The following is a 13,173-nucleotide window of genomic DNA, read 5'->3' as shown; positions in this document are numbered from 1 at the left end:
GAGAAAGGTGAATCAATGGGCAAGACGATGATGAGGTGGGTGATGGGGGGTCTGGCTGCCGTGATGGCGGCCGGCGGTCTCGTCGTGCCGGCATGGGCCGATGACGATGATGTGAAGCAGATTCCGACGGCGTCGGCGGATCAGTGGCATCCGGGCTGGTGTGCCAAGGGTGAGGAGGGGTACTCGGTTCTCATCGATTTCGCAGCGCTGGATCCGAAGGATCGCGGTGATCTCGCCCCGACCGCATCGAAGCTCACCGACGCCCATGCCAAGGACGGCTGGCTGGTGCGCTGCCACAAGGGCCTGGAGCCGATCAAGACTGTCGAGCGTGACAATCCAGAGAGATGGGTTAACGCGGAATACTGGGCTGCAGCGGTGGGTATTCCCGGGAAGGTGAATACCCAGCGGCATGCCGAGTGGAAATCTCGTTTTTTGGGGATCACTCCTTGGTATGGTATGACCTCGAATGACGAGCGGATTGATACGGCGACAATGTCGGTAGTTCCTGACAAGAACGGTACCCTGCCGCCATGGCCAGAAAACGTTAAAAAGGGTCATGACTATCCCGGTAAGCCGAACTCGAATTATTATGGGAATTATCGTGGGATGATCCAGAAGCCGGTGAAGGGAATGGCTGTGGCCGTCACTGCTTTCCCTCTTGGATACAAAAATACCGTTAATGAATATTTCGCTGGTGACAACCCGAATCGGCCCGAGCACCGGCCCCAGTACGGCGAGGCCCCCGCACCGACTCCGGAGCCGACGGTGAGCCCCACGCCGACGGCTGGGCCGACAGCGGATCCGACTCTGACGCCACTCCCGACTCCGGACCCGGAACCCAGCGAGACCACCGATCCAACCCCCGAGCCGGAGCAGATTCCGACGGCCTCGGCGGATCAGTGGCATCCGGGATGGTGCGCCAAGGATGAGGAGGGGTACTCGGTTCTCATCGACATGGCGGCGTTGGATCCGAAGGACCGGGGTGATTTGAATCCGGCCACGACCACGTACACCGACGATCATGTCAAGGATGGCTGGCTGGTGCGCTGCCACAAGGGCTTGGAGCCGCTCAAGTACGCTCCAAGTGGCGAGTGGGGCGCAAAGTTCAAGGCGGCGAACTGGGCTGCGAGTGTGGGTATCCCCGGGACACGGGACCTCAATGGGTGGTACCACTTCCTGGGGATCACTCCCAACGGGGATGAGACCTCGGACGGTGACTGGATCTTGGCGGGTGCGGTGACGGTGGTGCCCGACAAGGACGGCGTCCTGCCGCCGTGGCCGGAAAAGGTTGTGGAGGGGGAGTCCTATCCGGGTGCACCGATCAATGATCCTGACGTGTTCCCGTCGATGACGGACAAGCCGGTGAAGGGGATGGCCGTGGCCATTGGCTTCGAGCCTGATGGGCACTCAGGATATCCGAATGATCCTGACAAGAAGTTCTATTTCGCCGGCGACAACCCGAACCGACCCGAGCACCGGCCCCAGTACGCCGACGCTCCCGCACCGACTCCAGAGCCGACTCCGACTGTGGTGCCGACCCCGACGGTGAGCCCCACACCGACGGCGTCCCCGACCGGCACCCCGACCCCGACCGGTACCGTCACGCCGACCCTGACGCCATTGCCCACCCCGGACACGAAACCCAGTGGGACCACCACCCCTGCTCCGAATGCGTCTGTGAATCCCCCCGATTCGACAGTGCGGCCAGCCGATGGCCGAGATGGCCACGGTGACGCGAAGGCACCTGCAGTCCCGGGGTCAGATGCCGGTTCACTGGCTGCTCCCGCACTGCCCGCCACCGGAGCCTGACCAGGCGACGGTGGTTGGGACACCCGTAAACGTGTCATCTGTTGTGAAAGGAAGAGATGCAATGATGACAGAGAAGAAGATGGGAATGTCGACGATGAGCCGACGAATCACCGGCCCGCTGGTTGCTGTGCTGCTGGCCGCTGGTGCCGTGACCGGGACGGGGGCGGCCCAAGCGGCTGGGCCAGCCTCCGGGCCGGGATGGCATGACGGAGCTTGCGCTGCCAAGAAGGGGCAGACGGTTGTCGTGGACTTCAGCAAGGATCCTAATCAGCAGAAGCCGACTGTGGAGGGTAACTGGCCCGATGGCGCGGCGAAGTCGCGGATTCTGGTGCGGTGCAATGAGAACGGCAAGTGGGCCAACCCCGATGGTGATGCCCGGACCGAGCCGCTCAAGGCGGTGGGAATCACCTATTCCCCGGAGGGGGGTTTCATCGACACGGTCAATGGTGTTCACGACGATCAGGGCAAGAATGCCTACTGGATGTTCTCTTGGGCCAGTGAGTCCAACAAGAACTGGGATCTGTGGGCCCCGCCGAAGCAAGGCGTTGGCACGTGGGTGGGCGTGACCTTGGGCGGAAAGGAAGTCCCGTCGATCGACCCTCCTGTCAAGAAGTAAGTGAGTAGTGGAAGGGGATCGGCGAGGTCTGGGGGTCTCGCCGATCCCCTTCCGTCATGCCAAAGGCTGCACGGTTGGGGTTGCAGAGGGGATGGATTGTGAAGGCCCGTAGAACGGTATCGTGGATGGCTGCTGTGGTGACTGCTGGTGTGGCAACTTGGTGGCCGGTTGTGGCACATGCGGATGCTGGCGTCTCGGGTCGGCTATGTGCTGATCCCAATTATGAGTGCACTGTGAGCGTGTATGGAGGTGATGCACGGGAGGTGTCCTATTCGGGGGTCGACGTGACCGGGAAGCCGGGCACCCGGGTGCGGTTGGCGGCCTATTACGTGCGTACCGACGATCACGGCAAGCTGACCAAGCTGGAACGCTTCGTCGTGGCCGACAAGCCGGTGGTCGTCGGGGGCACCGGGATCGTGGGCACCAGTTTTGGGTTCCCCACCGTTCAGGATGATCCGGCGAAGATACCCAGCGCGTGGGTTTTCGTGGGGCCCGATGACGTGACCATGGACAACCTCGACAGGGCGGCAGGCAGTTTCGTGCCCTACGGAACGATGAAACCCACCGTGTTGGGGGACGGCTGGGGCTTGGAGAAGCCCGTCGGCCAGACGATCGCTCTACGCGTCGTTGGAGCGATGGCTTGGGCATACGAGATCGACTATCAGAATGATGCGGGGCGCTGGGTGAGTGTGACCAAGGTTCCGAAGCCTGGTCCTAGGTATTGTGAAGGTAACAGTGTGGAGTCACGCTGGGATGATCCCACTACTGCTTGGATTTGCTCGGACAACTACGCCAAGCCGGTTGATATTGGCTACGAGCTGCCTCGTGGCCTGAAGCATCACCGCTACAAGATGCGGATGACCACCTATGGCGGTGACGGGTTGATCGTGGTCCACAGCTGGGACGTCGTTCCCTCGGACCACCCCGTGCAGGCCCCCTACAAGGGCACGTTCCGCGAACCGCGCCACAGGGGCGCGTCGAGTCTGGCAGGAGCCGAGGAGAGGCATCCGAGCAACCGAATCGTGCAGGGGGCCGTCGGCGCAGGAGCCGTGGTGGCCGCAGCGGCGATGGCCGGTGCCGGATGGCGAGGACGCCGAATCATGAGAGGACGAGCATGAAACGCGTGCATCCCCTGACGGCCCTGCTGTGGGTCGTCTCGCTGGTGGCCGTGGCGTGGATGGCAGATCAACTCGTGGTGTCACTGACGGCTCTGGTGGCGCTGTGCGTGGTCGCGGCGGTGGCAGGTGGTCCCCGGCGGGCCGTGTGGCGGCCTGTCCGCGAGATCTGCGTGGTGCTGGTCGTCATCTGGGCACTGCTCCTGGCCGGTGTGCTGGGTCATGTGACGACCACCGGCGGCATCGTGGTGACGTTGCCGTCCATCCTGATCGGCAGCCAGCAGATCGGAGGTGTCGTCCACGTCGGCCCGACGCTGAACGCCGCCAATCATGCCGTGCAGGCGTGTGTGGCAGTGGTTGCCGGGGCGGTGCTGGTGCAGTTGCGCCCCGCCCACGACTGGCTCGACCTGGCCATGTGCTGGCTGGGCCGGGGAGCGCGGGTGATGGCTCCGGGGATGTGCATGGCAGAGGGCGTCTCGGTGGCGGTGGCCGATCGGGTCCGGCTGCGCCGCGGCGGCCTGCGCACCTCGCGTCTGCAGGCCCTGGTCGACGGCATCGATCGTGGCCGCGAGATCGAGGATCGATGGGAGGAGGCCCGGCTTGTGAGATCGCCCCGGTCCTGGTGCCGGGTGCTGGGAGTGGCCGGCACACTCGTCGTGCTGCTGGCGTGCGTCCGTCAGACCATGACGGGCTGGACGCTGTGGCAGGTTGCCGCCGTGGACCCATACTGGGACCGTGCCCTGATGATCGTTGCCGGTCTGTGGGCGCTGGCCGGTCTGGTGGCGCTCATGGTGCACGGGCTGCCCGGGGTGGGGCGGCTGCGACTGGTGGACGTCGCCCTCGTCCTTGCGGCCATCGCAACGGTCGTGGCATGGCTGGTTCGGGGGTGGACGGGGGATGCTGCTGCGTTGGCGACGCCCAGCGGGATGCCCGTCGTGCTGTGTGTCGCCGTGGTGCTCGGTGCGGTCGCCGTGACGGTCACCTTCAACGCTGGAGGTCGACGTGCTCGAGGTTGAGTCGATGTGTGTGGACGTCTCGCGGGTCGGCCGGATCCTGGACGACGTCAGTGTGTGGGCAGGGCAGGGAGTCACCCTCGTCACGGGCCGCAGTGGCTGCGGATCGACGACCCTGTTGCGTCTCGTCGCAGGGTACCGGGATCGGCAGGTGGTGCGCCGACGGGGCGTGGTCCGACTGTCTGGGCGGCGGATCGACCAGATGAGTCGTGCCGAGCTGCGTCCCCTCCTGACGATGGTGGGGCACCGTCCGCTGGGAGGCGTGATCGACCTCGAGGGTCTAGCCCATGACGTTGAGCTGCGCAGCGTCATCGAGGAGTTGGGGCTCACCCGGTGGTGCGGCACACCAGCGGCACGGATGCCGGCCTGCGTGGCGGCCCGCATGGCACTGGTCGAGGGCATCGCCTCCGAGGCACCGGTGCTGCTGCTGGACCAGGTGTTGGCACCCATGACGTCGATGTGGCGGTCTCGTGCCGCCTCCTGCATCGCCCGTGTGGCCCGGGCGGGTCGGATCGTCGTATGGGCCGAGCATGCCCTGGAACACGCCCTGGGAGTGGCCGACAGCGTCGTGGAGATCGTCGACGGACACGTCCAGCAGACGGCTGCCCCGTCGTGGTCGTCCAGCCAGCTGCCCCCGACGCCCCTGCAGCAGATTGCTGCCCGATCGGGTGAGCAGTTCTTCACCGATCCGGCCCAGGCCCGCGATCTTCTCGCCGCGGAGGCGGTCACCGCGATGTCATGTGCCCACCCGCAACAGTCCGAGGGGTCGATACTCGCCCGCGTGGACCCGGCGGACCTGCGGCTGTCCGGCACATTGGTTGACGTGCGTGCCGGTCAGGTGCTGGGGGTCGTGTCCCACGACCCGGTCCAGGCGCATCGGGTGGCACGTCGTCTGGCTGCCACGGTGAACCCGTCCTGCCCGGAGGATCGTCTGCTGCGCACCCTGCTGCGTCAGACGAGTGTGCGGCGAGCCTGCGAGCTGGTCGATCGCCGATCCGATCGCCCGATCGGGACGAGCATGGAACTGGCCGACGAGGTGCTGGGGCCGGTGGGTGCGCGTCGCGGTGTCGAGCACGGCGAGGGCCAGCAGCGTCTGCTGGCCGACGTGCTGGCGTGCGCAGGTGGTGAGGTCGTGCTGTGGATCGACCCTGGTGGGGCGGTCGACGCCGCCAGCGGTGATCGTCTGGTGAAGGCGGTGCGGCAGCGGGGGGCGGCCGTGATCATGGCGTGTCGGGACGTCGACCTGGTGGCCCGATGGTGCGATCGGGTGCTGGTCGTCGATGAGCACGAGGTCGTCGCCGACGGACGCCCCGGCTCCGTGGTGGACGATCTTCCGTGCCCACCCCAGGTGGCCCAGGTGTTCCCCGGCTGTCACGTCGTCAGGGCGACCGATCTGACCCTGGTCCCGGGGGCCGATGCCGTTGCGGAGGGAGGTTGGGCCCATGCGCAACTGGTGTAGTGGAGTCGTCACGGCGATACTGGCTGTGGTGACCGGGATGTGGCTCGCCATCCCGCTCATCGACTCGATGCGAGCGGGGACTCGACAGCAGGCCACCGTCGAGGCCCAGGCGATGACCGTGTTCCTCACGGCCGGTCTCGTGCTGCTGGCGGTGTGTCGATGGATCGATGACGGCCGTCGGGTCTGGCGGGTCGGGCTGCTGGTGTGCCTCGTCGTGGTGAATTCGCTGGTGCGGGTGACGATGTCGCCGCGGGTGTTCGGTGTGGAGCCGGTGTTCATCCTGCCCTTCCTGGTCGGGGTGTCGGCAGGGCCGTCGGCGGGATTCCTCGTGGGAGCCGGATCATGTCTGGTCTCCAGCATGCTGGTGGGCACGGTTGACGCGCCGCTGCCCGGACAGATGCTGGCGTGGGGGCTCACCGGGCTCATCGGCTCGGTGCTGGTGCGGGTGCCGGCCAGACCGGCATGGTTGGTCTCGTGGCCACTCGCCGTGCTGTGCGGCCCCGTGCTGGGCGTGATGCTCAACCTCATCGGCTGGCCCACCGACGAGGCCGGTACTGTCGGGCAGGACGGGTCCGACGCCTTCGTGACCGGCCTGTCGAGCACGCAGACGATCCAACGGCTCGTGCGCTACTCGGTGCGCACCTCAATGGGGATCGACCTCACCCGTGGCGTGTGCACCCTGCTCGGCGTCATCATCATCGGCCTGCCGACGATCCGGGCGCTGCGCACCGCCTGGGGCAGTCCCGACCGGCGCACCGACGAGGCCCCGGCGACCCGCAGCACACCGATCAGTTCCGAGGCACTCGAGCGACGGGAACAGGCAAGGACAAGGACGAAGGCATGGTTCACGGACCAGGAGGACACAGCGTGAGCGCAGAGACGACCATGAACATGGCGAAGGTGGGCTGGACGGCAGGAAACCGTCCGCGCCGAGGCGAACCCGACGGACATGGCGGGTTCGGCAGGAACGGTGGGCGCTCAGGGAACGGTACGCCCGCCACGAGGGGCGAGGCCGGTACGGCAGGGTCGGGAATCGACCCCACGGAGGTGGACCGGGCACGTCGTCTCGTCAAGACGATCTCGCGAGCCTTCGACTCCAAGGTCGTGGGTCAGGAGGCATTGCGCACGGCACTGCTCGTCGGACTCATCGGCGGGGGTCACGTGCTGCTGGAATCGGTGCCGGGCCTGGCCAAGACGCTGGCGGCCTCCACCCTGGCCTCCACCGTCGATGCCAGTTTCTCGCGCGTGCAGTGCACCCCCGACCTGCTGCCCAGCGACATCATCGGCACCCAGGTGTTCAACCCCGGCAGCAGCACGTTCACCACCGAACTGGGCCCGGTGCATGCCAACGTCGTGCTGCTGGACGAGATCAACAGGTCCAGCGCCAAGACGCAGGCCGCCATGCTCGAGGCCATGCAGGAGAGGCAGGCGACGATCGGGGGCAAGACGTACCCCATGCCCGACCCGTTCCTGGTGCTGGCGACCCAGAACCCCATCGACGAGGAGGGCACCTACGTGCTGCCCCAGGCGCAGATGGACCGTTTCCTGCTCAAGGTGATCGTCGACTATCCCTCACCGGCCGACGAGGTGGAGATGTTGCGCCGCCTCAAGTCCGGCGCGCTCGAGTCACGCACCGTGTCTGCGGTGGTGAGCCGCAACGACGTGCTGTGGCTGCAGGGCCTGTCGCGCCGTGTCCACGTGGACGAGTCCCTGCTGCACTACATCGTCCAGATCGTCCATGCGACCCGGCACGCCGGCGACTACCTTCCCCAGGAGCAGGCCCGCTACCTGGAGTACGGCGCCAGCCCACGTGCCACCATCGCATTCGTCGAGGCAGCCTGCGCCCACGCACTCATGCACGGACGTGACCACGTGATCCCCGACGACGTGCGGGCGATGCGCCACATGATCCTTCGTCATCGGCTCATCCTCACCTTCGAGGCCGTCGCCACCCAGGTGCCCGTCGAGGAGATCATCGACGGCATCTTCGGCGCCGTGCCCACTCCCTGACCATGGCGTACCTCACAGCTGTCCAAGGACGTCTGGGGCTGTACCCGAGACGTCTGGTCATGGGTCTGCTCGACGGTCAGTACGCGTCGATGACCACGGGGCGCAGCATGGACTTCGACGATCTGCGCTCCTATGTGCCCGGCGACGACGTCAAGGACATCGACTGGAAGTCCTCGGCGCGTGCCGGGGAGCTGCTCATCAAGAGTTACCGGGCCGAGCGCAGGCACACCCTCGCGTTCGTCGTGCCGACCGGTGGGTCGCTGGCCAGTGCCGCCACGCTCACCCACTCCAAGATCGACGTGGTGCTTGCCACGATCGGGGTGCTGGCATGGGTGGCGTGCCACCAGGGCGACTACGTCACCGTCGTGGCCCCCGGTCAGGACGGTCCGAGCGTGGCGCGACCGTCGTACCGGGACACACAGATCGAGCACATGCTCGCCGGGCTCGACGCCGGATGTCGTCTGGAGGCACCCGATCCCGATCTGGTGGAGCTGCTCGACCTGACCGCCTCGGGGCTGCGTCGTCGCTGCATCGTCGTTGTCGTGCTGGACGACTGGGATCCCCGTCCTGCAGACATCGATGCCCTGGCGAGTCTGTGCGCCCGCCACGAGGTGCTCGCCATCGAGGTGTCCGATCTCGACCTCACCGATCCGGCCCTGGCCGCCGTGCCGACCCGTGACCAGGCAAGTGGCCAGCCCGTACCGGGATTCGTGGCCCGGGACCGGCAGGTGCGTGAGCAGGCCGTGGCCGCCCGACAGGAGCGAGCCAGGCGCCGCGGCCACACCCTGGACCGGCTCGGCATCATCCACGAGTCCGTTGCCGACGTGGACGACTCGATTGCCGCGATCGTCCGACTCCTCGAGAGGATGCGTCATGCCTCCCGTCACTAGTGCCTCACCAGGGCTGTTGCCCGTGCTGGACCTGTACCCGCCCGTCTCACACGACTCGAGATGGTGGTGGGTGGTCCTTGGCTGCCTGGTCGCAGCCGCAGCCGTGCTGTGGGGGTGTCGTCGCGTCCTGACGAGAATCGACGTCGCAGCCACGGCAGAGGGACCGGCAACGCTGGAGACGATCCGTGCCACGGCACTACGAGATCTCGATGCCGCCGCCGACGCCTGCCGACGTGGTGAGCCAGACCGTGCCGTGTGCCGAGACATCAGCATGGCCCTGCGCAGGTTCGCCGCGCTCGCCTGCGACAGCGACCTGGACTACGAGGGGTTGGACGAACTCTCTCGCCATGCCGAGGAGGACCCGCGGCTCGATCCGGTCGTCGCGGTCGTCGAACGGTGCTATGCGGTGGAGTTCGACCCGAAGGGCCACGGCGTCGATACCGACGAATTGCTGGCCGATGCCGTGAGGACGGTGCGCTCATGGACCTGATGTGGTGGTGGATGTGGCCGATCGTCGTCGTCGCGATCGCCGTGACGGTTCTCATCGCGCTGGTGCTGCGCCGTCACGAGGGCATCGAGCGGCTCCCCGTGGCGCATGTCGACCGACTGCGTGCCCTGCCTGCCTACCAGGACCACGCCCGGCGACGCGTTCGCTGCCTGGTGGCCGAGGTGGTGTGCTGGGCGGTGGCGGCCTGTGGAGTCGGTCTGGTGGCCGCCAGATTGCAGGGGATCGACGATGACGATCGTCAGATACGTACCCGTGACGTCATGCTGTGCCTCGACGTGTCCGGCTCGATGGAGGGGGTGGATCGTCAGGTCATCAACACCTACATCCAGCTGGCCGATCGCATCACCGACGACCGGATCGGATTCGTCATGTTCGACTCCTCGTCGGTGACGGTGTTTCCCCTCACCCACGACCGGGACATCGTCAAGACTGGGTTGAAACAGGCCAGGGACCAGCTCGACCGGGCCGACCTCCCCTCCGGGGTACGCTACGGTCCGGGCGGGTCGCTGGTCGGTGATGGCCTGGCCTCCTGTCTCAGCAGGTTCGACCAGCTCGATCAGCCCCGGTCTCGAAACGTCGTACTCGCCACCGACAACATGAACGCCGGCCCCTCGGTCTACACCCTGCCCCAGGCCATCGACCTGGCGGTGCGACGGCAGGTCATGGTCTTCGGCATCGTCCCCGAGAACACCGATCTCGATGCCCGAGCGGCCGGTGACGAGTTGCACCAGCAGGTACTGCGTACCCACGGCCAGACCCTGACGATCCCCTCCGACGGGCAGGCCGATACGGCAGACATCGCCCACCGCATCCAGTCACAGGCCAAGAAGGCGGTCATGGCCATGGCTACCCACCGCTCCTACGACAGGCCCTGGCCGGGGGCGCTCATGGTCGGTATCGGGGCGCTCGGTGCCATGGTTGCTCGGCGACGGGAGGAGCGATGAGTTTTCACCCACACCCCCTCACCGTGGGGTTTGCCGTTCTCCTGCTCGTCGTCGCCGTGTGGTTCGGGGTGCGCAGTCGTCACACCCGCGGCAGGATCGCCACGATGGTGCTGGACATCGTGCTGGCCGTGCTCGTCGGACTCATCGGGATGCACCCCGTGATCGGTGAGTCCGGACGGGAGAACTCCACCGTGGACGCCGACATCGTCCTCATGGTCGACACGACCACCTCGATGGCAGCCCGCGACCACGGGAGCAAGACGCGTCTTTCCGGGGCGATTCGCGACATCGCGCGGCTCGCCTCGGCCTTCAGCGGTGCCCGGTTCACGCTTGTCACCTTCGACAACGAGGCCCGCGTGGCGGTGGCCTCGACCACCGACACCGGCACGATCGTCTCCGCAGTGAACTCCCTCACCTGGCGTGAGGACACCAAGGGCACCGGAACCGACATCGGCGTGGGGGTACCTGCCGCCGTCGAAGCCCTGCAGAAGGCCCGAGAATCGGCGCCTCAGGCCACCAGGATGGTCTTCTACCTGGGCGACGGGGAACAGACGGCCACCAAGGCCCCCGGCTCCTTCGCAGCACTCAAACCCCTGGTGACCAACGGTGCCGTCTACGGCTACGGCACCGCCAAGGGGGCACCGATGGCCCGCTCGGCCTTCGACTCCAACGACGTCACCTACCACGGTCGCACGGCCATCTCCCACGCCGACCACACCACGCTGACCAGCGCCGCTCGTCAGGCGGGTCTGTCGTTCGCCGCTCGGTCACCCGGCAGGACGCTCACCCCGCCCCAGATATCGCTGAACCGCACCAGCCATGAGGAGCAGGTGAACGCGGGCACGGACCTGGCGTGGATCCTCGGCCTCGTCGCTGCGGCCGACGTCGCCGTCCAGCTGACCATGAGCGCCCGCCGACTGCGCCGGGCACGAAAGGACGTCCCATGAGAGGCCCTCGCCACACACGTCAGACCGATCCCCGACGCTCCTGGCGAGAGGTGATGAGCCAGAGCCGGGCTCGCCGGGCACGCCGGCTCACCGTCGGGGTGACGGCGCTGCTCGTCGCTGTTCTCGTGCTCACCGCGTGCCGACTCGCCGCCACCTTGGTGTGTGATCGGCTCGGCAGCGGGGCCTTCACCTCCCAGCAGTACGACCAGGCCGAGCGCTACTTCGGGGCGAACATGAGGTTCAACGTCACCGAACCGTGGATCGCCAGCTACGACCGCGGAACGAGCCGGGCTGCCGAGAGCAACTACGCCGACGCCGAGGATGACCTTCGCACGGCACTCGACAAGGCACCACAGGAGTACAGGTGCCGGGTGGGCATGAACCTGGTGTGGACGATGGAGGAATCGGCGACGATGCAGAACCTCAACCGTGGCACGGCCAAGGCCGGCACGTTGAGGGAGGCCAAGCACATTGCGCAACGGCTCAGGTGCCATGGCAGAACCACTGCGCCCCAGTCGCACGTGCGGCAGACCTCAGCTGATCAGAAGACCGAGCAGTCCACCACCATGAAACGCCTCGACCAGGAAATGGATCAGGCACAGCAGGGCTCACAGTCCCAGGGAAAAGAGCCACCCAAGACGAAGGATTCCGAGCAGCAACGGCAGAAACATCTGTCCGCAAGGAACCAGCAGGCTCTCAACGAGCAACGCCGTAGCAGCCAGGACCAGAACGGATCGCCCCAGCATACTCCGAGCGCGTCCACGCTCCGGACGGCCGGTGGAGTTCCCGATAGAAAGGGTTGGTGAGATCTGCGGCGTCGCCAGAGCGTAGCCCCTTCTCTTGAACGGTGCTCATCAGACTCACTCTGTGTCTTGGCGGGGTTGCCTCCGGCGTGCCCACCACCCCCCTGCACCCAAGGCGATGACCGCCACGATCACGCCGATGGTGGTGAGAGGACCCGATCCGTGCCCCCGTTCGGGAGGCATGGCGGGTGGTTTGCGAGCGGTGGTGATCTGTCGAGGAGGGAACCCTTTCCCGGTGCCCCATCTCCACCCCTCGACGGAGCCTGCGACAGGGTGATACTGCGCTGCCCCCTTCGAGGAGAACGTCCACCGATCCGAGGGGGAGGTGGCGTGCCAGTACGACCAGAATTGACGAGTGGACTTGTCATAGCCGCCATGCGAGCAGGCGTCCTCGGGACGGCCCTGGAGCTCGCAGACGAGGCCGGGCTGGGATGGCGGCTGGCGAACATCGACGCCGATCTGGTGCAGGGCATCCATGCCGTCGGAGGGTCGCTGCGCGCACCCCGCAGTGAGGGGTTCGTCGGGCATGTCCACGACCACCCACACTCCATTGTGAGCGGTGCAGTCGGCCGCCGTCGTTGGCGCTGAAGCTGACGGAGTTGGTTGTCCGAAGGCAGCCGGAGCCGGTATCCAGCAGGCCATCACAGTGGCCAACGCGATGACGGTACGAGATATCGCGGAAGCGCAAGAGTTTGTGTGAACTCGACGAAAACACATCATGGATCCAATATCTCCCAACACATCGTGACCAGGTGAATCCGGGGTGCGCTGGAACCCTGGTGTCACGATGATGAGAGGGGCCTTGCGCTCTGCTGTTGCGGTGTCGGGTCGGAAAAGATCGGCACTGGCCACTGCTCCGTCCTTACCGGGGATCATGAGGCCTTGGACACTGATGTGGCCGCCGCCAGTCTGGACGAGGCTTGATCCGACAGCTCCAACCACGATGAGTAGGAGACAGATAAGGACATGTACCGCTGATCGTGATCGTCGCATCGCGGTTGCTGAGTGCATCATTGCTCCTTGTTGTTGGTTCCTGTGGGCACGGACTGCACAGGAGGC

General features: G+C 66.3%; 13 protein-coding genes and 2 pseudogenes. 13 read left to right on the top strand and 2 right to left on the bottom strand.

The genetic code is table 11. The features are described 5' to 3' along the window. The first annotated feature begins 15 nt into the window (after window positions 1–15). From AC6I1W_RS11270 to AC6I1W_RS11215, 12 genes are all read left to right on the top strand, one after another. On the top strand, window positions 16–1,809 hold the full coding sequence (locus AC6I1W_RS11270; RefSeq protein WP_252905975.1) for a procyclic acidic repetitive family protein: 1,794 nt from the start codon (window positions 16–18) through the stop codon (window positions 1,807–1,809). A 61-nt stretch (window positions 1,810–1,870) separates the two neighbouring features. After that, the gene (locus tag AC6I1W_RS11265) at window positions 1,871–2,425 is read left to right on the top strand and encodes a hypothetical protein (RefSeq protein ID WP_016665913.1); all 555 of its coding nucleotides are present in this window, start codon (window positions 1,871–1,873) and stop codon (window positions 2,423–2,425) included. Between the two features lie 56 nt (window positions 2,426–2,481). After that, entirely contained in the window at window positions 2,482–3,543 is a 1,062-nt protein-coding gene (locus tag AC6I1W_RS11260; RefSeq protein WP_016665912.1) for a hypothetical protein, read from the top strand. Further along, on the top strand, window positions 3,540–4,556 hold the full coding sequence (locus tag AC6I1W_RS11255; protein WP_138237494.1) for a hypothetical protein: 1,017 nt from the start codon (window positions 3,540–3,542) through the stop codon (window positions 4,554–4,556). The genes AC6I1W_RS11260 and AC6I1W_RS11255 overlap by 4 nt, the downstream gene beginning before the upstream one ends. Next, a complete protein-coding gene (locus tag AC6I1W_RS11250) occupies window positions 4,543–6,012 on the top strand; it encodes an ATP-binding cassette domain-containing protein (protein ID WP_221267633.1) in 1,470 nt (489 codons plus the stop codon). The genes AC6I1W_RS11255 and AC6I1W_RS11250 overlap by 14 nt, the downstream gene beginning before the upstream one ends. Continuing rightward, the gene (locus AC6I1W_RS11245; protein WP_065860493.1) at window positions 5,996–6,883 is read left to right on the top strand and encodes an ECF transporter S component family protein; all 888 of its coding nucleotides are present in this window, start codon (window positions 5,996–5,998) and stop codon (window positions 6,881–6,883) included. The genes AC6I1W_RS11250 and AC6I1W_RS11245 overlap by 17 nt, the downstream gene beginning before the upstream one ends. Continuing rightward, window positions 6,880–8,022: an AAA family ATPase gene (locus AC6I1W_RS11240; protein WP_171023450.1), complete on the top strand. Its 1,143-nt coding sequence runs from the start codon at window positions 6,880–6,882 to the stop codon at window positions 8,020–8,022. Before AC6I1W_RS11245 ends, AC6I1W_RS11240 begins: the two co-directional genes overlap by 4 nt. Before the next feature lie 2 nt (window positions 8,023–8,024). Continuing rightward, a complete protein-coding gene (locus AC6I1W_RS11235; RefSeq protein WP_016665907.1) occupies window positions 8,025–8,912 on the top strand; it encodes a DUF58 domain-containing protein in 888 nt (295 codons plus the stop codon). Continuing rightward, window positions 8,896–9,402 (top strand): hypothetical protein, encoded by a 507-nt coding sequence (locus AC6I1W_RS11230; protein ID WP_016665906.1) that lies wholly within the window; start codon window positions 8,896–8,898, stop codon window positions 9,400–9,402. Before AC6I1W_RS11235 ends, AC6I1W_RS11230 begins: the two co-directional genes overlap by 17 nt. After that, the gene (locus AC6I1W_RS11225) at window positions 9,393–10,364 is read left to right on the top strand and encodes a vWA domain-containing protein (protein WP_138237491.1); all 972 of its coding nucleotides are present in this window, start codon (window positions 9,393–9,395) and stop codon (window positions 10,362–10,364) included. The genes AC6I1W_RS11230 and AC6I1W_RS11225 overlap by 10 nt, the downstream gene beginning before the upstream one ends. Further along, a complete protein-coding gene (locus tag AC6I1W_RS11220) occupies window positions 10,361–11,311 on the top strand; it encodes a vWA domain-containing protein (RefSeq protein ID WP_138237490.1) in 951 nt (316 codons plus the stop codon). Before AC6I1W_RS11225 ends, AC6I1W_RS11220 begins: the two co-directional genes overlap by 4 nt. Beyond that, a complete protein-coding gene (locus tag AC6I1W_RS11215; protein ID WP_016665903.1) occupies window positions 11,308–12,117 on the top strand; it encodes a hypothetical protein in 810 nt (269 codons plus the stop codon). The genes AC6I1W_RS11220 and AC6I1W_RS11215 overlap by 4 nt, the downstream gene beginning before the upstream one ends. Before the next feature lie 54 nt (window positions 12,118–12,171). Here AC6I1W_RS11215 and AC6I1W_RS11210 read toward each other — a convergent pair. Further along, window positions 12,172–12,411, bottom strand: a pseudogene (locus AC6I1W_RS11210) (hypothetical protein); the annotation flags it as partial. A gap of 33 nt (window positions 12,412–12,444) precedes the next feature. Between AC6I1W_RS11210 and AC6I1W_RS11205 the strand changes: the two are divergent. Further along, window positions 12,445–12,702 carry a hypothetical protein gene (locus tag AC6I1W_RS11205; protein WP_174266623.1) on the top strand — a complete coding sequence of 86 codons (258 nt, stop codon included), beginning with the start codon at window positions 12,445–12,447 and terminating at the stop codon, window positions 12,700–12,702. Between the two features lie 165 nt (window positions 12,703–12,867). On the opposite strand, the pseudogene AC6I1W_RS11200 reads toward AC6I1W_RS11205, so the two are convergent. After that, a pseudogene (locus AC6I1W_RS11200) lies at window positions 12,868–13,125 on the bottom strand (hypothetical protein); the annotation flags it as partial. Window positions 13,126–13,173: the final 48 nt, after the last annotated feature.

This window comes from Cutibacterium sp. KB22876, from assembly GCF_059728865.1.
Note: the sequence above shows the minus strand (reverse complement) of the source record. Positions and strands in the feature narration are given on the sequence as shown.